Genomic DNA, 25,562 nt, shown 5'->3' with positions numbered 1-25,562 from the left:
GCCGGGCGCTGGAAATGTCGGCCAAAGCGCGGCATGTAGCAGGGTCTGAAGACGCGGAGGCGGGGCATCGTGGCGAAGCTCTATTTTCACTACTCCACAATGAATGCCGGCAAGTCGACGCTGTTGTTGCAGGCCTCGTACAATTATCGCGAGCGCGGCATGCGGACGGTGCTGTTCAACGCGGCGTTCGATGACCGCGCCGGCAGCGGCCGCATCGGCTCGCGCATCGGCCTTTCGGATGAGGCGCTGCCTTTTCGCGCCGAGGATGATCTTTTCGAGATCATCGAGCGCCTGCTCACCGAGAGTACCATTGCCTGCGTGTTCATCGACGAGGCGCAGTTTCTGACGGAAGCGCAGGTCTGGCAGCTGGCACGGGTGGCCGACCGGCTGTCGACGCCGGTGATGGCCTATGGATTGCGCACCGATTTCCAGGGCAGGCTGTTTCCCGGCTCGGCAGCGCTGCTGGCGATTGCCGACCTGTTGCGCGAGGTGCGCACCATCTGCCACTGCGGCCGCAAGGCGACAATGGTCGTGCGGATGGATGAGAACGGCACAACCCTGCATGAGGGCGCGCAGATCGAGGTCGGCGGCAATGACAAATATGTCTCGCTGTGCCGGCGCCACTGGGAAGAGAGCATGGGGCGCTGGCCGGTTGGCGCAATCGACACGGCGGCGCAGTGAGAGGGCTGTTCTCGTCGCAGCGTTGCGCCATCTTACAGGATCACGGCCGCTGCGGCGCCGCCGAACCGCCTGAACAAGCTCAGACAAGGGAGATTTTCATGACACGCATCGCATTCTCACGCATCAGAAGCGGGTGGCCGCTCGCACTGGCCGCGGCCCTGTTGGTGCCGGCGTTCGCGGTGCCGCCGGTTGCGGGGGCGCAGGAGCTTGCCGCGGGCGATGCGGTCGCCGGCGCCAAGGTGTTTCGAAAATGCCAGGCTTGTCATCTGGTCGACGTGGAAAAGAACAAGGTCGGTCCGCATCTGGTCGATATTGTCGGCCGGCCGGTGGCAGCGCTTGAGGATTACCAATATTCGACGGCGATGACCGAGTATGCGCAGACCCAACCGGAGTGGACGGAAGAGGCGCTGGCTGCCTATCTGCGCAAGCCGAGGGATGTCGTTCCGAAGACCAAGATGGCGTTTGCCGGGTTGAAGAAGGACGAGGATCTGGCCAACATCATCGCCTATCTGAAAGATCCTTCGGCTGCCGAGTAGGACCGGATGCGGGCGTTCGGCCGGTTTGCGGGCGAGGGCCGTATCCAGGGCATTGCAGCGATGAGACTGGTCTCGGCGGAAAGGCTGGTGTACCAAACTTCGGTGACCTGAGCCCGACCGCAGAAGGATGAGACCATGGCGCGCCTTTCCGGCTTTGATACCGAGATTGCCAATTCGAGGCGCGTCGTCAGTGACGTGCAGAACAAGATCGAGCAGTCGAGTATTCTTCTCGACAAGCTGGCGACAAGTGATGCCAAGCTCGGCGACGCCGAATTTGATATCGAGAATGCCCGCATCGAGGACGTTCTGCAGCAGCAGAAGGTGATGGAAGCAAATATCGCCGATCTGATCATCGGCCTGGAAGACGCGACCAACGTGTTCGGCGCCGAGTTCGAGAGCATGAAAGGCTATACGGGGGTCGAGAAATTTGTCTCGGTGTTCTCGAAATCCCGGGCCCAGCGCATGCGCAACGACCGCGTGCGCAACATGTCGCTGGCCGGCAATTTGCAGGAGCTTCTGGCCAAGTCGGATGCCATTGTCGGCATCCTGAAGGACCAGAAGTCGGTGCTGGAAAGCCGCTATGCGACCTCCGAAGCCAGCCTCGTCAAGGTGCTCGAGCGGCGCAAGGCGGCGATGACCCGGCTCGAGGAAACGCAAAAGCGGATCACCGAACTGAACCCGATGCTGCTCGATGTCGAGAACCGAATCGCGGCATCGACGGACCAGAAGACCCGCACCGATCTCGAGAGCGAACGGGCCGATCTGGCGACGAAATATAACGAGATGCAGGCGCGCGAGCAGGAGTTGCTGGCCGAGAGCCAGACGTTGGAACGCTACACCTCGATGTTCCAGACATTTGTCGATTCGCTGAACAATCAGATCGCGGCCCAGGCCACGCTGATCAACAAGCTGTCGATCGACACCGAACAGCGCATCGTTTTGTACAAGGCGCTCGAGGATTCCCTGAAAACCGCCGCGCAGCAGGATGTGGCGCACAAGATCAACACCTTGGGCAGCCAGGTCGATACCGCCGCCGAGGAAACGATGGCGGGCATCGGCGCGGCGGCGCAGCAGCACATCGGCGATCTTCTCGAGATGCATGAGAAGAACATGACCTCGACCCGCGACATCCAGCGGCGCAAGCAACTGGCCGATGATGCCTTTGCGCGCCGGTTCGGCGAGGTGATGGAGAAGCACAACGCCGCAAAATACGTCAAGTGAAGCGCGGAGACCTTTGATGCCGCCGGGACCGGATGCCGCGACCGCATATTTCGCGTCGATGCGGGCGGCGCTGGCCGGCCTGCGGGTCTATCTCGCCGACGCCGGCTCGCCGCTCTACAAGCATTCGCTGGTGGCCGGCGTGGTGGCCGGTTACGTGGCGCGGCTCGAAGCCAGCTTCGCGGCGTGGGAGAACCGTCTCGGCTTTGCCGAACGCTTTCGCATCGCGCGCGCCGAGAGCGGTTTTCCCGTCTATCAGACGCTGCTTGAACTGGAGAGCGACCGGGCCGGGGCGGCGGCGCGGCTGGCGAGCCTGCCCGATGCACCGGCGCTGCGCCGCGAGATGGCCGATTTCATCTTGCGGCACAAGGCCTATCCCGGCGCGCTGAAAAAACAGATGGCCGAGCGGCTTTATCTCGAAAGCCTCGACGATGGCGCGGTGTTCTCGCCGTTCGTGCTGCCGGAGACGATCCGGGTTTCGGTCAATCCGAAGACGCAGCGGCCTTTTTACGTGGTGCATTGGGGCGTTTACGATGGCAGCCAGATGTTGCCGATGATCTACATGGCGAGCATCGAGGATTCGAGCCCGGATATCGCCCGGATGCTGGTCACGGAAGACGGCCAGCTTAACGAGGCGGTGGATATACCGCTGCCGGTCGGCGGGCTTTTGAACCCGCGCCTGGCCCGGGATTTCGATGCCTCCGCGGAACGCCACGGCGCCTATTCGCTGTCGCCGGCGACGATTGCGCAGAATATTGACCAGGACTTCCCGGAGCTGCACCCGAAACAGCTGCGCCGCGTCGTGCTCGGTCCGTTTTACGGCGCCGGGCTGACGGAAATCGGCGACCGGGTGAGCGAGATCCTGACGCGGGTGCGCGCGCCGGACAATCGCTGGGTGCTGACCTGGACCATCCAGGAGGTGTTTTCCCAGGCGGAGCGGCCGGCCAAGCGTGGACTGTGGAGCGACACGCCGGCGGCGGAGGAGTATTTTATCGACACCGCCAATCTCGAAGCGGTGCGGCAAGGGGTCAGCGGCTACGAGAAGCACGCGCTGGTGCCGCATGACGCCTATCAGGCCCTGTATGCGGAAGGCGAAGCAAAACGCGTCTTCGACGATTACAGGGTGCATGTCATTTCCGGCAATCAGGTGATCAGCGAGGTATGAGAGAGTGAGCCAGAGCACCGGCCTGACCGCGCTTTCGGAAGACGATGTCGATGCGCATCGGCAGACCGCACAGGCGCTCATTACCCGTTTCGTCCTGTTGACCGCAGAGGGCGGCGGTCGTTCAACGCCGCTGGCCGGGACCGGACGGCGCTTTGTCTCGACGGTGGCGACCGGCGGGATGCGGCGCACGCGCGAGATCGAGTTCGCGAAGACGGTCGCGGCCCTGACGCCCGACGATCCGCTGCTGTCGCCGGCACGGCACACGCTGGTCTACCGTGTTCGGCGTGGCGTGGCGGTGGCGCTGGCGGTGGCCGATCAGTTTGCCCGCCAGAGCCATCTCGAGGATTTGCAGGCGCGCAATCGCAGCCAGCCCTTGCAGGGTGATGATGCGGCGCGGTTTCATGCGCTGCTTTCCGCCTCGAGCTATGTCGCCGCCTTCAGTTTTGCCGCCTATCTGCTGCAGACGGTCGATGGCGAGAGTGAACCGCTAAACGCCGATGAAGAGCCGGACCTTGCGTTCGATACACCGCAGGATGCGTTGAAAGCGCTGCTGGCCGGGCTCGATGCCACGATCGACGGCGCCGGCGATGATGCGGTGATGGTGGCGCGGACACGGGCCTTTGCGCGCGAGGCGATCGATGCGCTGCTGGTGCGGCGGGGCCGCTTTGCGGCGCTGGCCTCCTTTGCGCAGGCGCATATCCGGCTGGAAAGCGATGATTTCACGCTTGACGGATTCGAGGTGGCTCCCGGGCAGCGTCGCCGGCCGCTGGTGATGGACTTCAAGAAGCCAGAGGAGATCATCGGCAATCATCTCGCCAAGCATCAGGCAATGCGCCTGGCCCGGATGATCGTCGCCTATGATTTCGAGCGGCAACTGAATCCGTTCGTCGAACTGGGCGGTTTTGTCTTCACCTTCATCGGCGATGGTGCGCCGGGGACGGGCAAGACGATCCTGATCCAGATGATGGCCGGGTTGATCAATGACTATTGTCAGATGGCCGGCTACCCGTTCCATTACGAGAATTTCGGCGTCGACCAGATCTCGTCCTACCAGGGAAAATCCGGACAGAACTGCAAGGCGTTCATCGACAATGTCGTCAATCCGCGGGCGATCGGTTTCGGCACGATCGACGATATCGACCAGGTAGCGGCAAAGCGGTCCGATGACCGGGCCTCGGCAGGCCAGCAGGAGGTGACGGCGGTGCTGATGGAGGCCTTTGCCGGGGCGGGAACCGTGGTGCGCGGCAATTGTCTGTTCGGCATGTTCTCGAACTATCCGGAGAATGTCGATGATGCGCTGCGCCAGCGGGCAGGAGCGCGCTGGCTGATCGACGGGCCGCAGAGCGAAGCCGACTATATCGATATTTTCGCGCTGCTGGCGGGCGACAACCATGCCATTCCGCTCGGCGATCATGCGCTTTTCGAAGGACAGCAGATCCGGCAGGCGGTGAGGCGCGCCTTCGCGGACCACGACCGGCCCGATGAGGCGCGGCTGCAGGCTGTCTGGGAGCGCTTCACCGCGACGCACGGGCCGGCAAGGACCCTGCGCGATCTCGGCATCTATCTGCACATGATCAAACAGGCGGAGCCGCGTTTTACCGGCCGGGCGATCAAGAACATCACCGATGCGATCAAGATGCGGACGATGGATATCGATCTGCCGGATGCCTGGTTTGAAACGCCGGATGCGTTCCTGCGCAAGAGCTATGATGACAAGCTGGCGATGATCTCGGAGTTGCGGACGCCCTTTACCCTCGAAATGGTGATGCAGGAGATCCATCGCTATGCGGATTCGGAATTCCGCTACAGCGACCGCGCCGACAGCGCCGCGGTCGAGGAGATCGTCCGGCGTGAGCGGCAACGCCAGCAGGCGGCCGCAAAGATCGAGGCGATGAAACGCGACGGACGCTGGCAATGAACGACGGGATGGGCGGATGAAACGGCTGGCGGAACAGGCGCTGATTTACGGCCGGCTGCATGCGGTCGAGGCGCCGCATCTGATCGCGCGCTACAACAAGGCGCTGTCGGCGTTCGGTGTGGCGCCAACCGGACTTGAGCGATTTTCCATCGACATGACCGGTTTTTCACCGGAGATCGCCGCAGCACTCGGCGACCGCGATTATCTCGATCCGAATGGCGTCAACCGCCGCTTCATCATCCTGACCCCCGAACAGGAGGGGCTGCCGGTCGTTCACACGCGATTTTCGAATACGGCGGGGCTGATGCATGCCTTCTTCGAGGCCAATCGCCGGGTCATCTCGGCGGTAACGATCAAGGATGCCCTGTACGGCGAGATCGAGGAAGATGTCACGCAGGTGGAGGACATCGAGGACCTGCTGCGCATCGAGGAGGTGCGGTTCCGGGTCCTGTCGGCCGATGACCTGACCGGCAAGGCGGCAGAATTGCGCACGCTGGTGGACCGGCTTGAAACAAGCGCCGAGGCCTGGCGCGACGAGGCGATGCTGGCGCGCATGGTGGCGCTGGCGCAGGAGACCGGCGACATAAGGCACAACCGGCTGGTTCCCGATCAGCTGGTGTTTCCGCACCGGTCGTTCTGGGCCGACCATTTCGGCGGCGTGTTCCTGTTTCGCGACGCGCGGAGCATGGTGGTGATCGGCGACCGCGAGGCGCCCGGCTTCCGGCGTTCACGTCCCTGGGAGGTCAGCTATATCGATATCCGCGACCATCAGCGCATTTTCGATTTTTTGGCGCGCAGCAAGCGTATCCAGGTGCCGCAGGCGTCCTGGGTCGAGCGTTCCGGCCTGCTGGCGCATCGGGCGGAAATGGCGGTGCGGGCGCTGATTGGACGGACGGCGCCGGAGATCGAGCTTGACGGCAAGGATGCGGTCTGGCTGCAGACCTATGTGCAGCGGCATGCGGCTGCGGTCGCCGAGGACGGGCTGTATCCGTTTTTTCAGCAAGCCCTGAACGAGGTGGCGCGCGATGGCATTGTCCGGCTTGACGAGATCGCACCGGAGCGCCGCCTGCTCCTCGTGCGGGCCAATCCCGAGCATGACGACAAATGGCTGGTCAACCGGCTGCTGGCGCGCCTGGCGCCCTTCGATTTCGCCAGCCGCTTCATGTTCGACAAGCAGGGTTTTTACGAAACCTATGCAGGCTACCCGGAGAATTTTCGTGCGCATGTTGTGAGCTGGCTCGTGAACGCCTACCTTCCCAACAAGCGGGCGCTGCGGGCGCGCCTATACGGCCTTGACGGAGCGAACGAGAATGCTTGACCCGATCATCGCGTTTTTCGAGCGCGTCTTTCATGCCATTGGCCGGGGGATCGGTTGGGTGGTCGCCGTCCTGGCGTGGCCATTCGTGGCGCTTGGCCGCTGGTATCGCCGGCGTGGCTGGATGGTCCGATTGCCGGTCCTTGTGCTGCTGGCGGCTCTTGTCGTCGGCTATGGTCACTTCCTGTTCGTGGCGGAGCGCTGGACCGGTTGGGATCCCGATTATCCCGCCTCCTATGCCTTTGCCGAACGGCCCGCCTCGCCGGGCGAACCGGTGACCGGCGACAGCGGCCAATGCGCAAGCTCGGCGATCGTCGAGGTGACGCACGATCTGATCGATTTCAATGTCAACGTGAATACGTGGGTGCCCTCCCACCCGCTGTCGAAGGCCGGGCTGTTCGGGCTCGACTGGAAATATACGCCGTTTCTCGACAATAAGGCCGCCTTCCAGCTCGGCATCAACCAGGTGGTGCGGCGCACCACAGTGGAACTGGTCGACCGGCTCGGGCGGGTGCGCGGCACCTCGCAGATCAACCAGAATTTGCAGGATGCGCGCCAGGCGACGTCCTATGACGAAGACGCCTGGTGGCTGACCTTCACGCCCCCCTTCATCCAGCCCTCGACACCGGAGCGGCAGCGTCAGGCGATGCGGGCACTGGCGGGTTTCAATGCCGAGCTCGCCGCCTGTCAGGGTGATTTCGACGCGCGCGCCGACAATCTCTTGCAGTTTCTCGACCGGATTTCCGGCGATATCGGTTCGACCTCGGACATCCTGCGGGCGCAGATGGAGGCGAGTGATCTCGGCTGGTTCGACCCGCGCGCCGACGATCGCTTCTGGTTCACCTATGGGCAGCTCTACGCCTATTACGGCATCCTGCAGGCCACGCAGTCGGACTTTCGCGAGGTCTATGATGATCGCCGCATCGTCAGTGTCTGGGATCGCGCCAACAGGCAGTTGCGCAGTGCTCTCGACATGACGCCAGCCATCGTGTCGAACGGCAACGAGGCAAGCTGGATCATGCCGTCGCATCTGGCAACAATGGGGTTCTATCTGCTGCGGGTGCGCTCCAACCTGGTGGAAATGCGCGACATTCTCGACCGCTAGCAGCGGCATTTTCGAGCAGGTCTGACGGTCTTATAAGGCGACGGGACGAAGGTTCGGCAAATGGGGCTGACCGGTGATGCCGACCAGCGGCACGCGATCGTGAAACTGGATGAATATGCCATACAGTTCTTCGCGGCCTTCTTCGGTGACGCGAAAGCGACCGACGGAGCGGACATAGGTGTAGCGGCCACTGGCCGTCTTCAGGCGCACAATGAAATGATGGCCAGTTCGCTCCTGGGCCGTGCGTTCCATCAATTCGAGCATATAGGGCAGGTCGTCGGGATGGATCGCCTGATTGGCCTTGAGCAGATTCACCGGGCCCGTCGAATATTCCATGCCGTAGATATCGTAGATGTCGAATGACCAGTAGACGGAGCCGGTATCGAGCTCGGCGCGCCAGAACCCGTATTTCTGGTGGGCACAGACAAGTTCAAACAGTTCGTCGCCGCTCATCCGAATATGGTCGAGATCCTGGGGTAAACGCCGATCGTCATCATGTTCGAAGCGTACTATCACTGAACGTCCCCCATCAGCGGCGCCGCGTTGGTCGAGCGCTCGGAATTTTTCAGGTCCGGAAGCGGTAGCCGGAAAGGTGGTGACCGGTTGTGTCTGGTTGTGCCGGCCGGCGCCCTTTATCCGCCGTTTCGTGCCGCAATAAACGTTGTTCCAATGCCATCCGAATGCTGCGTGACCGAAGGTCCAGCGGGCCGCAAGGGTCCTTTGTAAGATACAACATCCTCTTGGGCCGCCGCGTCAAGCTGCTTCGAAAAATCGAATATCACACTTTTCAGTAATATTCGACTGGTTTTTGCTCCGCTTCCATTAGATGGCGGTCAAACCGGCAGCTTATCGGTGTTCTTGATCTCTTCCATCACCGGGTAGGTATGCGTTTCGCGCACGCCCGGCAGAGACAGGATGACGTCGGACAGGAAGGCTCTGTAGGTTTCCATGCCCTGCACGCGCGCCTTGACCAGATAGTCAAATCCACCGGCGACCATGTGGCACTCCATCACGTCGGCGGAGCGGCGGACGGCGGCCGCGAAGCTTTCGAAAACATCGGGCGTGGTCCGGTCAAGCTTGACCTCAACATAAACCAGCATGCCGCGGTCAAGCTTTTCGGGCGACAGACAGGCCTGATAGCCGAGGATGTAGCCGTCACGCGTCAAGCGTTTGAGACGTTCGGCGGTGGCGGTTGGCGACAGGCTGACATGCTCGGCCAATTGCAGGTTCGAAAGCCTACCGTCATCCTGTAGGGCGCGCAGGATCTTGCGGTCCAGTCGATCAATGCCCTTTCTCATACCCAATATTTCCTAAGTTTCTAGAGAAAATCACTAAAGATATAATCATAAATAGTGAATTTTGCAAATCCATTTCGGTTATCCTAGGCAGATCAACGGTTGAAATCACAGCCGTCCCAGGGAGTTCTCCATGACAGCCATTGCTCCGTTTCATGCCCCCTATGCGCCGGACGATGACCGGCTGATCGCCGAGCTGGCGGCGCAGATGGATTTCACCGACAGCCAGAACGCCGCTATCGATCGGCGTGCGACGCAGATGATCGAGGCGATCCGCGATGGTGCCGGGTCGATCGGCGGGGTCGAGGATTTCCTGCGCGAATACGGCCTGTCGACACGCGAGGGGCTGGCGCTGATGGTGCTCGCCGAGGCATTGCTGCGGGTGCCCGATGCGGTCACGCAGGACAAGCTGATCGAGGACAAGCTGAGGGAAGGACACTGGAGCGAGCACGAAGCGCATGGCGATACCTGGTTCGTCTCGGCCTCGGCCTGGGCGCTGGGACTGTCGGCGCGGGTCATTTCGCCGGGCGAGACCCCGGAAGGGGTGATGCGTGGTCTGGTCAAGCGGATGGGGATGCCGACCGTGCGCACGGCGACGCGCCAGGCGATGCGGTTTCTCGGCCATCACTTCGTGCTCGGCGAGACGATCTCGGAAGCCTTGTCGCGCGCGGCGAAGAACGAAGCGCGGGGCTATCGCCATTCCTTCGACATGCTCGGCGAGGGGGCGCGGACCCGCGCCGATGCGCAGCACTATTTCAAGTCGTATGCAAATGCCATTGCGGCGATCGGCAAGGCGGCGGCAAAGTTGAATTCCGGCAAGGCGCTGCCCGACAGGCCGGGCATTTCGGTGAAATTGTCGGCCCTGCATCCGCGCTATATCGCCACGCATCGCGACGAGGTGGTCGACCGTCTGGTCGGCGATGTCATCGAACTGGCGCAGATGGCCAAGGCGCATGATCTGAATTTCACCATCGATGCCGAGGAGGCGGACCGGCTGGAACTGTCCGTCGATGTCATCGACCGGGTGTTCGCCGATCCTTCGCTGGCCGGCTGGGACGGTTTCGGCCTCGCCATCCAGGCCTATCAGAAGCGCGCGCCGCAGCTGATCGATCATGTCGGCGATCTGTGCCGGCGGCTTGACCGCAAGATGATGGTGCGTCTGGTCAAGGGCGCCTACTGGGACACCGAGGTCAAGCGGGCGCAAGAGCGCGGCCTCGATGACTATCCGGTGTTCACACGCAAGCCGGCCACCGATCTGAGCTATCTGGTCTGCGCCCGCAAGCTTCTGGACATGCGCGCCGTGCTGTATCCGCAATTTGCGACCCACAATGCTCTCACCGTGGCGACGATCCTCGAGATGGCCGGCGGCGCCGAGGGCTACGAATTCCAGCGTCTGCACGGAATGGGCGAGGCGCTGTATGCCAGCCTGATGGCCGGCAAGGCGCGGGTTGCCTGCCGCATCTATGCGCCGGTCGGCGGCTATCGCGATCTGCTGGCCTATCTGGTGCGGCGCCTGTTGGAAAACGGAGCCAATTCCTCGTTCGTGGCGGTTGCCGGCGATCGCGACATTCCGATCAGCGATCTGCTCGTGCGTCCGGCCGACAAGCTCGGACTGGCGGATGGCCGATCGGCGCGCAACGGTTACATTCCTCTGCCCCTGGAGATTTACGGCGAACGGCGCAATTCGGCCGGTTTGGAATTCGGTGACCGCGGCGCCGTGGCGGCGCTGTTAGAGGCCATGCAAGAAAACACGGCGCGCGTCGATGCGCGGCCGCTGGTGCCGGGGTTGAAGAGCGCCGGACCGGCACGGAAATTGGCGGCGCCGCACGATCCGGAGCTCGATCTTGGCAGTGTCGTCTTCGCTCGTCCTGAAGATGTCGATGCAGCCATGGCAACGGCGTTGAAAGGCTTTACCAATTGGTCAAGAACGCCGGTGGCTGTGCGGGCAGAGGCTTTGGAACAGGCGGCCGACCGGCTGGAGGCAGAGCGCCATCGTTTCATGGTGCTCTTGGCGCGCGAAGCCGGCAAGACGCTCGATGATGGACTTGCCGAGGTGCGCGAAGCCGTGGATTTCCTGCGCTACTACGCGGCGCAGGCACGCAAGATGTGCGCCGGGCTGCAGATCCTGCCGGGCCCGACCGGCGAGGAAAACCGTCTCGGCTGGCGGGGGCGCGGGGTGTTTGCCTGTATCTCTCCGTGGAACTTTCCACTGGCGATCTTCCTCGGGCAGGTCAGCGCGGCACTGGCGATGGGCAATGCGGTGATTGCCAAGCCGGCCGAGCAGACGCCGTTGATTGCGCATGAGGCGGTGCGGCTTCTGCATGCCGCCGGGATCCCCGAGGACGCGCTGCTGTATCTGCCGGGCGAGGGCGATGTCGGCGCGGCGCTGAGCGCGCATCCGCGTATCGGCGGCATTGCCTTTATCGGCTCGACCGAGACCGCACGGGCGATCAACCGGACCCTGGCGGCGAAGGACGGCCCGATCGTGCCGTTCATTGCCGAAACCGGCGGGCTCAACGCCATGATCGTCGATGGCACGGCGCTGCCCGAACAGGTGGCCGATGATGTCGTGATGTCAGCCTTTCGCTCGGCCGGACAGCGCTGTTCAGCCTTGCGGCTGCTTTATCTGCAGGAGGATGTTGCCGACCGCATGCTGGAGATGATCGCTGGCGCGGCGCGGGAGCTGAAGCTGGGCGATCCGATGCAGCTTTCGACCGATGTCGGGCCGGTGATCGACGAGGAGCAGCGAACCATGCTTGCGGCGCATGTGGACCGGATGCGCAGCCGCGAGCGCGTCATCTATCAGGGCGAGGTGCCCAATCGCGGCACGTTTTTCGCGCCCACGATTGTCGAACTGAAGCGACCGCAAAGCCTGGAACGCGAAATTTTCGGCCCGGTGCTGCACGTGGTGCGCTGGAAGGCAAAGGAGCTCGACAAGGTGCTCGACGCGATCGATGCCACCGGTTTCGGCCTGACGCTCGGGGTGCACACGCGGATCGAGGCCACCGTGCGCAAGGTGGTCGACCGGCTCGACACGGGCAATGTCTATGTCAACCGCAACATCATCGGGGCGGTCGTCGGCACGCAGCCTTTCGGCGGATCGGGCCTTTCAGGAACCGGGTTCAAGGCCGGGGGGCCGAACTATCTCTCCCGCTTCGCGGTCGAGCAGGTGGTCTCGGTCAACACGGCGGCATCGGGCGGCAATGCCAGTCTGATCGCCATCGGCGACGGCTAGCATTCTGGCGCCAGATCCCGCCGACAAGGCCCGGGGTTGCCGGACCTCGCAGCGGTGTGTGTGTCAACGGAAACCGCGCTCAACCTTGCCCCACAGGCATGGCGGATAATAGGGGTAGGTGTCGGTGAGAAAATAGACGAACTTGCCGCCGAAGGTGCCGCCATTGCACTTGTCGAGCGTGTCCGGTCCACCGGTGAAGCGCCAGTCCTGCACATAGGTGCCGTCGTGGCGTCCGCCCGGTCCGCCATCGCGCTGGCCGGGCTTGAGCGTATAGCCCGAGCGGGCCGCACCGCCGACATAGTGGATCTCGAAGCCGTCGGCGGCAAAGCCGATCAGGGATGAACTGGCCTGGGAGAGAAAGCCCGTCGGCTTGCCGTGATAGTGGTACAGGCCGCGATGATCGACATGCGCATTGTTGGTATCGAGACCGAGCTGCCGTCCGGCGCCCATGCCATCGAGTTTCCAGTTGCGGTTGCCGTTGCGCGAATGTTTGCGCGGCGATCGCGGATCGTAATAGTCGGCGGTGCCCGGCTGGATCATGACGCCGTTCAGCGCGAAACCGATCGAGCCGCGCAGGGTCTGGGCGTGGCCGGTCTTTTGCGGGTTGGCGGGAACGCAGACCCTGATGTTCTGGGCGCGCATGGCGTGCGGATTGTTGCGGTTGGGAAAACGGCCGGTGCCATGGTCGGGAAGTCCGTCGGAGGCCAGACAGATGCTGCCGCCACTCTTGGTGATGCGGGCCGAGCCCTTGGCAGCCAGGGCAATGGTCGGGGCGACGATCAAGCCGAAAAGGGCGGCCGCGGCGGGAATGAATTTGAGCCTGAAATCTTGGATGGTCATGGCAATTCCTTCGTTGAAAAAAGCATTTTGCAGTAAAAGACTGGCCTAACCGTCCTTTCCGAAAAATGGAAGCAAGGTTACAAATTGGTCATGCGCGGCGGACGCGGAGGCGGTTTCGGTGTCGCAAAACCGGCCATGCAGCGCCGGCACGGATTGCGGTTTCTACCGCGCTTGCGGCACATGGCTTTCATGCTTGCGCCGCCTGGTGGCGCGCGGTAAGAGGGGCCATGAGCGAAATTTCTCAGAGCATCATCTGGTGGTGGATCCGCATCCGGCGGCGCTGACCACGCATGTTTGCATGAGATCAACAAGCCGCCCGGGATCGTTCCAGGCGGCTTTTTCGTATCCGCCGCGATCCGGGCGGGTGAAGCGGAGAGCGAAATGGGAACCGAACAATTGCAGGACGGCGGCGAGCGCTATCAGACGCGCGGCGGTGTCACGGTCACCCGACGGCGCCGGCCAACCGCCTACGGCGAGGCGATATCGAGCTATATCGATGCGCTCGACAGCCGGCGCGGCGCGGTGTTCTCGTCGAACTACGAATATCCGGGCCGCTACACCCGCTGGGATACGGCGATCGTCGATCCGCCGCTCGGCATCACCTCGCATGGCCGCGCCTTGACCATCGAGGCGTATAACGACCGCGGTGCGGCGCTGATTGCCATGCTGGCGCCCCGGCTTGAAGGCCATGCTGATTTTCGCGTCACCGCTTGCGCGGCACGGCGGATCGAGATCACGATCGCCGAACCGAAGGGCGGGCTGACGGAAGAGGAGCGCTCGAAGGCGCCGACCGTGTTTTCGGTGCTGCGCGTGCTTGTCGATCTGTTTTATTCCGCGGAAGACGGCAATATCGGGCTGTATGGCGCCTTCGGCTATGACCTGACCTTCCAGTTCGACCCGGTGCCTTTCAAGCTGAAGCGGCCTGAGACGCAGCGCGATCTGGTGCTTTACCTGCCGGATGAGATCCTGGTGGTCGATCACTATTCGGCGGAAGCGTGGATCGACCGCTACGATTTTGCGCTCGGAGATGTGTCGACCGAAGGCCAGGACGGCACGCTGCCGGAAGCGCCGTTCCGGCCGAGCGATACGCTGCCGCCAAAGGGCGATCACACACCGGGCGAATATGCCGAACTGGTGCGGCGCGCCAAGGAGCATTTCAAGCGCGGCGATCTGTTTGAGGTGGTTCCCGGCCAGACGTTCTTCGAGCGTTGCGAGAGCAAGCCGTCGGACATTTCGCGGCGGCTGAAGGCCATCAATCCATCGCCCTATTCGTTCTTCATCAATCTGGGTGAACAGGAATATCTGATCGGTGCGTCACCGGAGATGTTCGTGCGGGTCAACGGCCGGCGCGTCGAGACCTGCCCGATTTCCGGGACGATCAAGCGCGGTGATGATGCGATCTCCGATTCCGAACAGATCCTCAAATTGCTGAACTCGAAAAAGGACGAGTCGGAACTGACGATGTGCTCCGATGTCGACCGCAACGACAAGAGCCGGGTCTGTGAGCCGGGCTCGGTGAAAGTGATCGGGCGGCGTCAGATCGAGATGTATTCGCGGCTGATCCACACGGTCGACCACATCGAGGGCCGGCTGCGCGACGGCATGGACGCGTTCGACGCCTTTCTGTCGCACACCTGGGCGGTGACCGTGACCGGTGCCCCGAAATTATGGGCGATGCGTTTTCTCGAGAACAACGAGAAGAGCCCGCGTGCCTGGTATGGCGGCGCCATCGGCATGGTCAATTTCAATGGGGACATGAATACCGGGCTGACGCTGCGCACCATCCGCGTCAAGGACGGCATTGCCGAAGTGCGCGCCGGTGCGACATTGCTCTACGATTCAGTGCCGGAGGACGAAGAAGCCGAGACCGAGCTGAAAGCCTCGGCGATGCTGTCGGCGATCCGCGATGCGGGCCGCGGCAATGCCGATGTCGCGGGGCGTGCCAGCGCCGCGGTCGGGGAGGGGATAAACATCCTCTTGGTCGATCACGAAGACAGTTTCGTGCACACGCTGGCCAACTATTTCCGCCAGACCGGGGCGCGCGTGACGACGGTTCGCGGTCCGATCGATGCTGCGCTCATCGACCGGCTGGCACCCGATCTGGTGGTGCTGTCGCCGGGACCGGGCAGTCCGAAGGATTTCGACTGTGCGCGAACCATCGCCACGGCGCGCGAGAAGGACCTGCCGCTGTTCGGCGTTTGCCTCGGCCTGCAGGCGCTGACCGAGAGTTTCGGCGGCGATCTGCGCGAATTGGCGCTGCCGATGCATGGCAAGCCATCACGCATCAAGGTGGCGCGCAATGGCATCATCTTTTCCGGCTTGCCGAACGAGGTGACCGTCGGGCGTTATCACTCGATCTTCGCCGACAATGCGACATTGCCACGCGAGTTTCGCGTCACCGCCGAGACGGACGATGGCGTGATCATGGCGATCGAACACGGCGAATTGCCAATCGCGGCGGTGCAATTCCATCCCGAATCGATCATGACGCTGGGGCAGGATGCCGGAATGCGGATGATCGAGAATGTCGTGGCGCATCTGGCGCGTCGCAAGGACATCAAGGCCGCCTGAGGGCCCTGTTTCGAGCCGGAAAGTGAGGCGGCATGACTTCGCGCGAGACAACGGTGCGCCGGCTGGCCTTCTGGTCGATTCCGCTGGCGCTTGCGGTCATGGGTCTGAAATTCATCGCCTGGCAACTGACCGGGTCTGTGGCGCTTTTCTCGGACGCCCTGGAATCGATCGTCAACGTGATCGCGGCGATGGTGGCGTTCGTGGCGGTCAGCTATGCGCAGAAGCCGGCGGATGCCGATCATCCGTTCGGGCACCACAAGGCCGAGTATTTTTCCGCCGTCATCGAAGGCGTTCTCATTGTGCTTGCGGCCTTGCTGATCGTGCGTGAGGCTGTTGCGGCGCTTGTGTCACCCGGGCTGATCACGGCCCCGGTGGAAGGCATCGCCGTCAACATCTTTGCGGGGCTGATCAACGGCGTCTGGGCCATGGTGCTGATCCGTGAGGGGCGCGCCTTCCGCTCACCGGCGCTGGAAGCTGATGGCCGCCATATCCTCACCGACGTGATCAGTTCCGGAGGCGTGATCGTCGGTCTGGTGCTGGCTCTGTGGCTCGATGTGCCGATTCTCGACCCGATCCTGGCGCTGCTGGTGGCCGGCAATGTCCTGTGGCAGGGCTGGAAGGTGATCGGATCGTCGGTGGCCGGGCTGATGGATGGCGCCGTTGCGCCGGATGAGGAAGAGCGCATCCGCCAGCTGATCGCCGCGCATGCGACCGGGGCGATCGAAGCGCATGACATCAAGTCACGCCGCGCCGGTTATGCCTCGTTCGTCGAGTTCCACCTGGTGGTCGATGGTGACATGACGGTCGAGACGTCGCACCAGATCTGTGACCGGCTGGAAAATGTGCTGCGGCGCGAGGTTCCCGGTGTCAAGGTGACCATTCATGTTGAACCCGGACACAAGGCAAAGGACGAGGGCGTGGTTCTGTAGCCGCGCCAGCCCGATCATGCATCCGGCGCCGCCCTGGCCAGAAGCCAGGCAACAACCTTCTCGATCGCCTCGCTGCGTTGCGGGCCACGCCGCAGGATCAGGTAAAAAGCGGTTTCCTCGGTCAGGCTCTCCTGTGTGAGCTGCACGAGCTGGCCGGCGTTGAGATCGCGCTCGACGAGAAAACGGCTGGCGAGTGCGACGCCCTGGCCGGCGAGCGCCGCGTCGATGGTCAGGGCCGTCTGATTGAAGCGCATGCCGCGTGCGGTGCGCTCGGAATCGTGCGGCGAAAGGCCCAGCCGGGCAGAAAACCGGGGCCACAGATCATGGCCGTCATGCAGACGCGGGAGACTTTCCAGCGCTTCGGCGGTCATCGGTGCCTTTCCCGTCAGCAAGGCTGGTGCGGCGACGGCGATGATCGTGTTGCGAAACATCAGATGGCTGTGCAGGCTGGCGCCGAAGGGCGGGCTGCCCTGGCGGATGGCGAGATCGATGCCGTCCCCGTGAAAGCTCGAGCGGCTCTCTGTGGCCAGGACCCGGAGATCGATCTCCGGATGCGCGGCGCTGAAGGCGGGCAAATTCGGAATCAGCCACTTGGCGGCAAAGGTCGGGGTGACGCTGATCATGACCCGGTCGATACCCGGCTGCAGCATTGCGGTGGCTTCACGGATGGTCGCAAACGCCTCGCCAATTCGGCCATGATAGCCGCGCCCGGCCGTCGTCAACGCCAGTCCCTTGGCGTGGCGCTTGAACAGTGGCACGCCGAGGGTGGCTTCGAGGGCACGCACCTGCTGGGCAACTGCGCCCTGGGTGACGCCAAGTTCCGCGGCAGCGGCGCGAAAAGTGAGATTTCGGCCGGCGGCTTCGAAGGCCCGCAAGGCATTCAACGATGGCAGTGGCTGATTCATGGCAGTAATTTTTCTACAATCAACGTGATGAAAACATGGTTGGGTTTTGCGGATGATACCGGATATGTCTTGCCATGAAACGTGCAAAGGAGACATCGCATGTCAGCAGAAAAAGTAGCTCTCATCACGGCTGGCGGCAGCGGCATGGGTGCCGATGCGGCGCGGCGGCTGGCCGCTGACGGCTTCAAGGTCGGCGTCCTGTCCTCGTCGGGCAAGGGCGAGGCGCTCGGCAATGAGCTCGGCGGCTTCGGCGTCACCGGTTCCAATCTTGAGCCCAAGGACCTGCAGGCGCTGGTCGATGGCGCCAGAGAGCGCTGGGGACGGATCGATGTTCTGGTCAACTCCGCCGGGCATGGGCCCAAGGGTCCCGTCCTGGAGATCTCGGATGAGGACTGGCATCGCGGCATGGAAGTCTATCTGATGAATGTCGTGCGGCCGACGCGGCTCGTCACGCCGATCATGCAGAAGCAGGGTGGCGGCGCGATCATCAATATCTCGACCTTCGCCGCGTTCGAGCCGGATCCGCTGTTTCCCACCTCCGGCGTATTTCGTGCCGGCCTGGCGGCGTTCAGCAAGCTTTATGCCGACAAATATGCCGGCGACAATATCCGCATCAACAATGTGCTGCCGGGCTTTATCGACAGCCTGCCGGAAACCGAGGACCGGAAAGCGCGTATCCCCATGGGCCGCTACGGTCATGCGGATGAGGTCTCGTCGCTGATTTCCTGGCTGGCCTCGAAGGAAGGCGCATATATGACGGGGCAGAACCTGCGCATTGACGGTGGTTTGACGCGCGCGGTGTAGAGCTGCACCGCGCCCCAATTGCGGCAGAATGGGAGAAAACCACGGGCAAACAGCGGGTTGCGGCGACCGTGTTGGGGCAGCCATGCACGTGACGCGGGGGAGATGTGCGGAATGCAGCTTGACTTCGGTGTCAATGTCAGGCTTATGGCGGCAGACCGGATGGGGGCCAACTCGGCCGCTGCACGCGCTACCTTGATCAAACGATGATCCTTGCCCGCGTGTTCTGACTTCCCCCGCATTCCACGATGAAATTGACGCGTATCCAGCGGCGGTGCGCCAACCCGAAATCACCGACTGCCATGCCGGCAGCCGGGGTAACCCCGTTTCGGGCGAGGCGAAGCTGTGACGCAGTCGAATGCGTAGCTGTGCCTTCCCCCAAGGAAAGATACGCATGTCCTTTGATACACTCGGCCTGTCACGGCCGATCCTCGACGCGCTGACCGCGCTCTCCATCACAACGCCGACTCCGATTCAGGAGCAGGCGATCCCGACGGCGCTCGCCGGCCACGATCTGGTGGGCCTGGCGCAGACCGGCACCGGCAAGACGGCGGCCTTTTCGCTGCCGATCCTCGAAAAGCTGTCGAGCGGCGGCCGCGCCGCGCCGTGCAAGACGCGGGCGCTGATCCTGTCGCCGACGCGCGAACTGGCCTCGCAGATCCACAAGAGCATCCGTGACTTCTCGCGGCGACTGAAACTGCGGAGCGTTCTGGCGGTCGGCGGTGTGTCGATCCGTCCGCAGATGAAATTTCTTGCCGGCGGCGCCGACATCCTCATTGCCACGCCCGGGCGGCTGGAAGACCTGATCCGGCAGAACGCCGTCTCGCTCGACGAGACGCATCTGATCGTGCTCGATGAAGCCGACCAGATGCTGGATATCGGTTTCATGCCGGCCATCCGCCGGGTGTTCGGCATGCTGCCGCAACGGCGCCAGACGATGCTGTTCTCGGCGACGATGCCGAAGGAAATCCGGCAATTGTCGCAGAAATATCTGCGTGAGCCGGTGGAAATTTCAGTCGTGCCTGCGACGCGCACGGCCGATCGCATCGAGCAGGGCGTCATTCACATTTCCAACCGTGCGAAGACGACGGCCCTGACGAAGGTCATCGAGGCGCATGACGGCAATCGGGTGATCGTCTTCACACGCACCAAGCATGGCGCCAACAAGGTCGTGCAGCGGCTGGAAGCGGCCGGAATCCGCTCTTCAGCGATCCATGGCAACAAGTCGCAGGGCCAGCGCGAGCGGGCGCTGGAAGGCTTTCGCCGCGGTTCGATCCCGGTGCTTATTGCCACGGACATCGCAGCACGCGGTATCGATGTCCCCGGTGTCAGCCTGGTGGTCAATCATGACCTGCCGGATGTGCCGGAAGTGTATATCCACCGCATCGGGCGGACGGCCCGGGCCGGTGCTTCGGGCGAGGCGATCAGCCTGTGCGCGCCGGACGAGCGGTCGCAGCTGCGCGACATCGAACGGCTGATCAAGCTGTCGGTGCCGGTGCTACCGGCGCCGGAAGGCCTGCAGTCCGATGATCTTGCCGCTGAAGCCGACATGCCGGCGCCCCGTCAGGGTCGCGGTCCGAAGGGACGCAACGGCGGTGGCCGCGGCAATGGCCGCCCCGGCAACAATGCCGGCGGCAACAAGGGGCCGCACAAGCATCGCCGTCCAGGCGGTCCGCGCAAGCCAGGTGAGGCGAACGCAGGCACAGGCGAGGGTGGCCGCGCGGCGCATGGCGCGCCCGGCAACAAGCTGAACCGTCGTCCGAAGCGCCGCAAATCCGGTGGTCAGAACGGTGGGCAGCGGCCGGCAGTCGCTTCCGCCTGATCGGATCTGCGCAATCTGAATGACAAGGCTTCCGGAGCGATCCGGGAGCCTTTTTTCGTTAGAATCCGCACGCAGTGTTTCCTAGGTTGTTTTTAGGCAAAACAAGGATGAAAAATAGTTCTCCTGGCCTGTCATTGTTAATAGATGTGCCTGAGGCGACGGGTATTGTGAGGGCCGGTCAACAGGAGCTTTAACAGCAATGGGCGCGACACATCCGGCGTTTCTCAGAGACGGCGGCGAGGCTGGTGAAGCCATTCGCCACTTCGACTGGGCGCAGAGCCCGCTCGGGCCGGTTGAAGCCTGGCCGGAGGCGCTGAACATCGCCGTCGGGCTGATGCTCGGCTCACATTTCCCGAAGGCCATCGTCTGGGGGCCGGCGCTGACGACCCTGCACAATGACGCCTTCAAGCCGTTGCTGGGCGACAAGCCGGCGGCGATCGGCCGTTCATTCCGCGAGATCTGGCAGGAAGCCTGGCCGACGATCGGCCCGATTGCCGACAAGGCGTTCGCGGGAGAGGCCACCTTCATCGAGAATTTCCCGCTGGTCATCAACCGGCGCGGGCACGACGAAGAGGCGTTCTTTACCTTCTGCTACAGTCCGATCCGTGATGGCGAGGGTGTGGTTCGCGGCTTCATGGACACGGTTATCGAGACCACCGAGACGGTCCGCGCGCAGCGCGACGAGGTCGCGATCAACGCCGAACTGCATCACCGCATGCGCAATCTGGTGGCGGTGGTCTCGACGCTGGCGCGGCAGACCTTCAAGACGGTACCCGGCATCGGAGACCGGCTCGAGGTGTTTGAAGGGCGGCTCGAAACGCTCGGCAAGGCGCAGGAACTGCTGCTTTCGGAGCTGCATCCCGATGCAACCATCCGGCAGTTGGTGACGAATATGGTGGTCGACCGGCTGGGCGCCGCCGAGCGCGTTCATGCTGCCGGGCCGGAGATCCATATGCAGGGGCGCAAGGCCTTGTCCCTGGCGCTGGCGCTCAATGAACTCATGACCAACTCCATCAAATACGGGGCCTTGTCCACGGAAGATGGGGTCATCGACATTTCGTGGGGGCGCGACGCAGAGGCATTCTCGTTTGTCTGGCGCGAGGCGGGAGGGCCGCCGGTCACCCCGCCGGCGCAGACCGGATTCGGCAGGCGGCTGATCGAGGACAATGTCGCGGCGCATTTTTCCGGTACGGCGCAGATCGAATATCACCCGGATGGGCTGCGTTACACGATCACCACCAACCCCTCGGTGCTCGACAGCTGAACTCGCCTGCCCACGCCACCGCCGATGAATTGGCGCGGCGGGCGCAGAGGACCGCGCTTCACCGGCGCTGACCGGCTTGCGGCTTGCGGCTTGCGCAGGCAGGCGGTTTGAACTATCACTTTTTGCCATGTTGACGATCGCAGTCGCCATATTGACCGCCCCAGCTGCCCGTGCCGCCCAGGCCGTGGCAGCCGCGCGCGCTCTTCCCGGCGGCCTGCTTCTTCTCTCGCTTAGCGGCGATCGCCGGGCCCGTTGAGGAGCGTCCGGCGGTCGAAGTGCCGCAGGTGCAAGCTCCTCGCAAGCCACGTTCCCAATATTGTTCCTTAATCCGAGGCGTGATCGAGCCGCAGGCGCGGCTCCGGCCCGGAAGCGAAAGCGAGAGAAGAGATGACCCAACGATCCATGAGTGAAGGGCGCGGCATGCCGACCGCCAGCGCCAAGTACCGCGCCTATCCGCCGGTCGGTCTGCATGACCGGACATGGCCGGCCCGGCAGATCGAAAACGCGCCGATCTGGTGCTCGGTGGATCTGCGTGACGGCAACCAGGCGCTGGTCGATCCGATGGGACACGAGCGCAAGGCGCGAATGTTCCAGCTGTTGCTGGAAATGGGGTTCAAGGAGATCGAGATCGGTTTCCCCTCCGCCTCGCAGACCGATTTCGACTTCGCGCGCTGGTGCGTCGAGGACGGCAATGTGCCGGAAGATGTCTCGCTGCAGGTCCTGGTGCAGTGCCGGCCCGAACTGATCACCCGGACCTTCGAGGCGCTCGAGGGGGCGCATCGTCCGATCGTGCATTTTTACAATTCGACCTCGGAATTGCAGCGCCGGGTGGTGTTCGGCAAGGATGTCGAGGGGATCAAGCAGATTGCCGTCGATGCCGCGAAAATGATCACCGACATGGCGGCCAAGGCCGGTGGCGGCTATCGCTTCCAGTATTCGCCGGAAAGTTTCACGGGTACCGAACTGGAGGTGGCGGCGGAGATCTGCAATGCCGTGATCGAGGTCATTCAGCCGACGGCTGAAGACAAGCTGATCATCAACCTGCCGTCGACCGTCGAGATGTCGACGCCGAACATCTATGCCGACCAGATCGAGTGGATGTGCCGCAATCTCGACCAGCGCGACAATCTGATCATCTCGCTGCATCCGCACAATGACCGCGGCACCGGCATCGCGGCGGCGGAAATGGGCCTGATGGCCGGTGCCGACCGGGTTGAAGGCACGCTGTTCGGCAATGGCGAACGTACCGGCAATGTCGACATCGTGACGATGGCGCTGAACATGTACACGCAAGGGGTCGATCCGCAGCTCGATTGTTCGGACATCGAGCGCATGAAGGCGGTCTATGAGTATTCCAACCAGATGGCGATTCCCGAGCGGCATCCCTATGTCGGCGAACTGGTCTATACGGCATTCTCCGGATCGCATCAGGACGCCATCAACAAGGGCATGAAGTCGATCCGCAAGGCCAATGATCCGCACTGGGAAGTGCCGTATCTGCCGATCGATCCGCAGGATGTCGGGCGCAGCTACGAGGCGATCATCCGCATCAATTCGCAGTCCGGCAAGGGCGGTATCGCCTATCTGATGCAGGAGGATTACGGCCTGTCGCTGCCGCGGGCGCTGCAGGCGGAATTTCGCGAAGACATTCAGAGGATCACCGACGAGGAGGGCAAGGAGCTGTCCTCGCAGCGGATCTATGAGCGCTTCATCGAACGTTATGTCGATCAGCCGGAGGCGCGGTTGCGGTTTTCGGAGCACACGTCGCATACGGATGCGGGCAACAAGCAGATGCGGATGGTCGAAGCGGAGATCACCGATGGCGGCAAGAGCGTGCGGATCGAAGGGCGCGGCACCGGCCCGATCGATGGATTCGTCAACGGCCTGTCGGCCTATCTCGGAATTGAACTGACGGTCGCCAACTATTCCGAGCACTCGCTGCAGCACGGGTCGAACGCGGCGGCCATCAGCTATGTGGAGATGGAAACGCCGGCCGGCAAATTGTTCGGTGTCGGCATCGACACCAATATCGTGGCAGCGTCGCTGGCGGCGATCATCTCGGCTGCCAATCTCTACCTGGCACGGCAGTCAGCCGGCTGACAGGCGGGCGCCGGGCGCGTCGGGGGCCAACAGCTCCCGATTTTCCCCGGGTTTCGTTGCTGCACCGGACATGACAGAGTTTGTGATTGCCGGTGGAAGGAGAGTTTATGACAGCGCCGTATTTCTGCCGCAGGGGGACGCCCCAGGGGGTTCCCCTGGTGCTCCTGCATGGTTTTGGCGGCTCGATGCAGATGTGGGACCGCGTCCTGCCGCTGCTTGGCGACGATGGCGGACTGGTGCTGTTCGATCTGCCGGGGCACGGCGAGTCGCTGAACGCGGATGGCGCGGGCGGTGCCGGCCGCATGGCCAAGGCGATCCTCGCGGCCCTGACGGCGGAGGGGATCGAGCGCTTTCACCTCGCAGGGCATTCGATGGGCGGCGCCGTGGCGGCGCTGATTGCACTGCGGGCGCCGGAGGCTGTGGTCTCGCTGAGCCTGATTGCGCCCGGCGGCATGGCGCCGGAGATCGACGCCGTGCTGCTGGAGCAGTTTGCCCGGGCCGATGACGGCGAGACGCTGAAGTCCCTGTTGACCGCCATGGCCGGAGGCAATGTCGCATGGCCGCAAGCGGGCGTGGCCGCCGAGGTGGAGCGGCGACGTCGGCCAGGGGCGCTGGAAGCGCTGCAGGCGACCTACGCGGCGATGTTTCCGGACGGGCCCGAGCGCGGCCAGGGGGTGCTGCCGCGCGCGCAACTGGACGCATTGGCGATGCCGGTTGCAGTCTTGTGGGGCACCGCCGATGGCGTTCTGCCCTGTCCGGAACGCGAGACGCTGCCGGCGAGTTTCCGCGTGACCCTGCTGCCCGGTGCCGGCCACATGCTGCCGGAAGAATGTCCCCAAGACGTTGCCGACCTGCTCAATGCGATGCGTGCCGGGCAATCCGGCACTGGCTGACACGGCCGGCGGCATCGGCGCCGTGGCGGGGTGCGGACATGCTCAGCGCAGCAGCGGATCGGCGCTGCCGGTACGCGGATCCGTGGTGTTCTCCACGACGGCAACGCCGTTTTCCGCGAGCGAATAGCGGCGATGGCGCAGCTCCCAGGCGCCGGGACTGCCTGAAATCTCGAACAGATTGAAGGCGGCGGCCGGCTTGCGGGCCCCCGGCGACTGGCTGGCCGAGGCGATGCCGACAACCGGCACCTCCGCCCCTCCGGGTACGGTGATGTGGTAGAGAGAATTGAGATGGGTATGGCCGTGCAACACGAGCTCGGCGCCGTTCTTGCGGATCATCCGGCGGAAGCGCCTGATGCCCTTCAGGCGCTTGTGCCAGCTGGCGGCGCCCTCGACCGGCGGATGATGGATCAGAACCACGCGGAACTGGCCTTTTTCGCCCGCTTCGGCGAGCAGTCTGCCGGCGCGGCGCGCCTGCTTGGCGCTGAGATCGCCGGTGGCAAGAAAGGGCAGCGACGCATTGGCGCTGGAGATGCCGATCAGGGCGACATTGTCACGCACGGTCAGCGAGGGAAACAGCGGCTTTTTGTGCTCCGCTTCAGCGCCCGACAGCAACCAGGGGCGCCAGGCCTTCACCGCATGTTTCAGCGCGCCGGGGACATAGGCATCGTGATTGCCGGGCACCAGCGTCGTGCGTTCGGGCAGGAAATTGGTCTCAAGCCACTTGGTGACCGTCTCGATCTCGGTACTGGTGGCGAGGTTGACGAGGTCGCCGGTAATGGCGACATGATCGAGTTCGGTTTCAGCCAGCGCCTCGATCAGTTCCTCGAGCGTCGTGCCGAACATGTGCTTGCGGCGGTTGCGCCGCCAGTTGACGTAACCGGTGATCCGCTTGGATGCCAATTCGGCCAGCGAGATGCGGGGAAGAGGACCAAGATGAACGTCGGAGATATGAACCAGCCGAAACATGCT

General features: G+C 63.3%; 20 protein-coding genes. 15 read left to right on the top strand and 5 right to left on the bottom strand.

The window, feature by feature from the left end; translation table 11 throughout:
- The first annotated feature begins 69 nt into the window (after window positions 1-69).
- The 7 genes from KY465_RS02545 (at window position 70) to KY465_RS02515 (ending at window position 7,938) form a co-directional block, all read left to right on the top strand.
- Window positions 70-681, top strand: coding sequence for a thymidine kinase (locus tag KY465_RS02545; protein WP_219158118.1), 612 nt, complete (start codon window positions 70-72; stop codon window positions 679-681).
- A gap of 98 nt (window positions 682-779) precedes the next feature.
- Window positions 780-1,217, top strand: a complete 438-nt coding sequence (locus KY465_RS02540; RefSeq protein WP_219158116.1) for a c-type cytochrome — start codon at window positions 780-782, stop codon at window positions 1,215-1,217.
- Between the two features lie 135 nt (window positions 1,218-1,352).
- Complete coding sequence (locus KY465_RS02535; RefSeq protein ID WP_219158114.1) at window positions 1,353-2,438, top strand: hypothetical protein; 1,086 nt, start codon at window positions 1,353-1,355, stop codon at window positions 2,436-2,438.
- A gap of 16 nt (window positions 2,439-2,454) precedes the next feature.
- Window positions 2,455-3,600 (top strand): hypothetical protein, encoded by a 1,146-nt coding sequence (locus tag KY465_RS02530; RefSeq protein ID WP_219158112.1) that lies wholly within the window; start codon window positions 2,455-2,457, stop codon window positions 3,598-3,600.
- 4 nt (window positions 3,601-3,604) lie between these two features.
- Window positions 3,605-5,518: an AAA family ATPase gene (locus KY465_RS02525; RefSeq protein WP_219158110.1), complete on the top strand. Its 1,914-nt coding sequence runs from the start codon at window positions 3,605-3,607 to the stop codon at window positions 5,516-5,518.
- Window positions 5,519-5,534: 16 nt separating this feature from the next.
- Window positions 5,535-6,836 (top strand): DUF6638 family protein, encoded by a 1,302-nt coding sequence (locus KY465_RS02520; RefSeq protein ID WP_219158108.1) that lies wholly within the window; start codon window positions 5,535-5,537, stop codon window positions 6,834-6,836.
- Window positions 6,829-7,938 carry a DUF2333 family protein gene (locus KY465_RS02515; RefSeq protein ID WP_219158106.1) on the top strand — a complete coding sequence of 370 codons (1,110 nt, stop codon included), beginning with the start codon at window positions 6,829-6,831 and terminating at the stop codon, window positions 7,936-7,938. The genes KY465_RS02520 and KY465_RS02515 overlap by 8 nt, the downstream gene beginning before the upstream one ends.
- A gap of 30 nt (window positions 7,939-7,968) precedes the next feature.
- Here the strand turns inward: KY465_RS02515 and KY465_RS02510 are convergent, their stop codons facing one another.
- Together KY465_RS02510 and KY465_RS02505 are read right to left on the bottom strand one after the other, a co-directional pair.
- Window positions 7,969-8,454 (bottom strand): PAS domain-containing protein, encoded by a 486-nt coding sequence (locus tag KY465_RS02510; protein WP_219158104.1) that lies wholly within the window; start codon window positions 8,452-8,454, stop codon window positions 7,969-7,971.
- Between the two features lie 317 nt (window positions 8,455-8,771).
- Window positions 8,772-9,236 carry an Lrp/AsnC ligand binding domain-containing protein gene (locus KY465_RS02505; RefSeq protein WP_219158102.1) on the bottom strand — a complete coding sequence of 155 codons (465 nt, stop codon included), beginning with the start codon at window positions 9,234-9,236 and terminating at the stop codon, window positions 8,772-8,774.
- Window positions 9,237-9,366: 130 nt separating this feature from the next.
- Here KY465_RS02505 and putA point away from each other — a divergent pair, with 130 nt between their 5' ends.
- Complete coding sequence (gene putA, locus KY465_RS02500; protein ID WP_219158100.1) at window positions 9,367-12,468, top strand: bifunctional proline dehydrogenase/L-glutamate gamma-semialdehyde dehydrogenase PutA; 3,102 nt, start codon at window positions 9,367-9,369, stop codon at window positions 12,466-12,468.
- A 63-nt stretch (window positions 12,469-12,531) separates the two neighbouring features.
- Here the strand turns inward: putA and KY465_RS02495 are convergent, their stop codons facing one another.
- Complete coding sequence (locus tag KY465_RS02495; RefSeq protein ID WP_219158098.1) at window positions 12,532-13,308, bottom strand: YHYH protein; 777 nt, start codon at window positions 13,306-13,308, stop codon at window positions 12,532-12,534.
- Between the two features lie 381 nt (window positions 13,309-13,689).
- Between KY465_RS02495 and KY465_RS02490 the strand changes: the two genes are divergently transcribed.
- Window positions 13,690-15,879, top strand: a complete 2,190-nt coding sequence (locus KY465_RS02490; protein ID WP_219158096.1) for an anthranilate synthase — start codon at window positions 13,690-13,692, stop codon at window positions 15,877-15,879.
- A 32-nt stretch (window positions 15,880-15,911) separates the two neighbouring features.
- Window positions 15,912-16,808: a cation diffusion facilitator family transporter gene (locus tag KY465_RS02485; protein WP_219158094.1), complete on the top strand. Its 897-nt coding sequence runs from the start codon at window positions 15,912-15,914 to the stop codon at window positions 16,806-16,808.
- A 14-nt stretch (window positions 16,809-16,822) separates the two neighbouring features.
- On the opposite strand, the gene KY465_RS02480 is transcribed toward KY465_RS02485, so the two are convergent.
- On the bottom strand, window positions 16,823-17,713 hold the full coding sequence (locus KY465_RS02480) for a LysR substrate-binding domain-containing protein (RefSeq protein ID WP_219158092.1): 891 nt from the start codon (window positions 17,711-17,713) through the stop codon (window positions 16,823-16,825).
- Between the two features lie 99 nt (window positions 17,714-17,812).
- Between KY465_RS02480 and KY465_RS02475 the strand changes: the two genes are divergently transcribed.
- The 5 genes from KY465_RS02475 to KY465_RS02455 all read left to right on the top strand — a co-directional run bounded on the left by KY465_RS02475 (window position 17,813) and on the right by KY465_RS02455 (window position 24,593).
- Window positions 17,813-18,517 carry an SDR family oxidoreductase gene (locus tag KY465_RS02475; protein WP_219158090.1) on the top strand — a complete coding sequence of 235 codons (705 nt, stop codon included), beginning with the start codon at window positions 17,813-17,815 and terminating at the stop codon, window positions 18,515-18,517.
- A gap of 391 nt (window positions 18,518-18,908) precedes the next feature.
- A complete protein-coding gene (locus tag KY465_RS02470; RefSeq protein WP_219158088.1) occupies window positions 18,909-20,336 on the top strand; it encodes a DEAD/DEAH box helicase in 1,428 nt (475 codons plus the stop codon).
- Between the two features lie 199 nt (window positions 20,337-20,535).
- On the top strand, window positions 20,536-21,600 hold the full coding sequence (locus KY465_RS02465) for a sensor histidine kinase (RefSeq protein WP_219158086.1): 1,065 nt from the start codon (window positions 20,536-20,538) through the stop codon (window positions 21,598-21,600).
- A gap of 387 nt (window positions 21,601-21,987) precedes the next feature.
- Window positions 21,988-23,700, top strand: coding sequence for a 2-isopropylmalate synthase (gene leuA, locus KY465_RS02460; RefSeq protein WP_219158084.1), 1,713 nt, complete (start codon window positions 21,988-21,990; stop codon window positions 23,698-23,700).
- A 107-nt stretch (window positions 23,701-23,807) separates the two neighbouring features.
- Window positions 23,808-24,593 carry an alpha/beta fold hydrolase gene (locus KY465_RS02455; protein ID WP_219158082.1) on the top strand — a complete coding sequence of 262 codons (786 nt, stop codon included), beginning with the start codon at window positions 23,808-23,810 and terminating at the stop codon, window positions 24,591-24,593.
- A 42-nt stretch (window positions 24,594-24,635) separates the two neighbouring features.
- On the opposite strand, the gene KY465_RS02450 is transcribed toward KY465_RS02455, so the two are convergent.
- The gene (locus KY465_RS02450; protein ID WP_219158080.1) at window positions 24,636-25,559 is read right to left on the bottom strand and encodes a metallophosphoesterase family protein; all 924 of its coding nucleotides are present in this window, start codon (window positions 25,557-25,559) and stop codon (window positions 24,636-24,638) included.
- Window positions 25,560-25,562: the final 3 nt, after the last annotated feature.

Source organism: Neohoeflea coraliihabitans, assembly GCF_019334345.1.
Lineage (GTDB): Bacteria > Pseudomonadota > Alphaproteobacteria > Rhizobiales > Rhizobiaceae > Pseudohoeflea > Pseudohoeflea coraliihabitans.
This window is presented reverse-complemented; position numbering and strand designations above follow the sequence as displayed.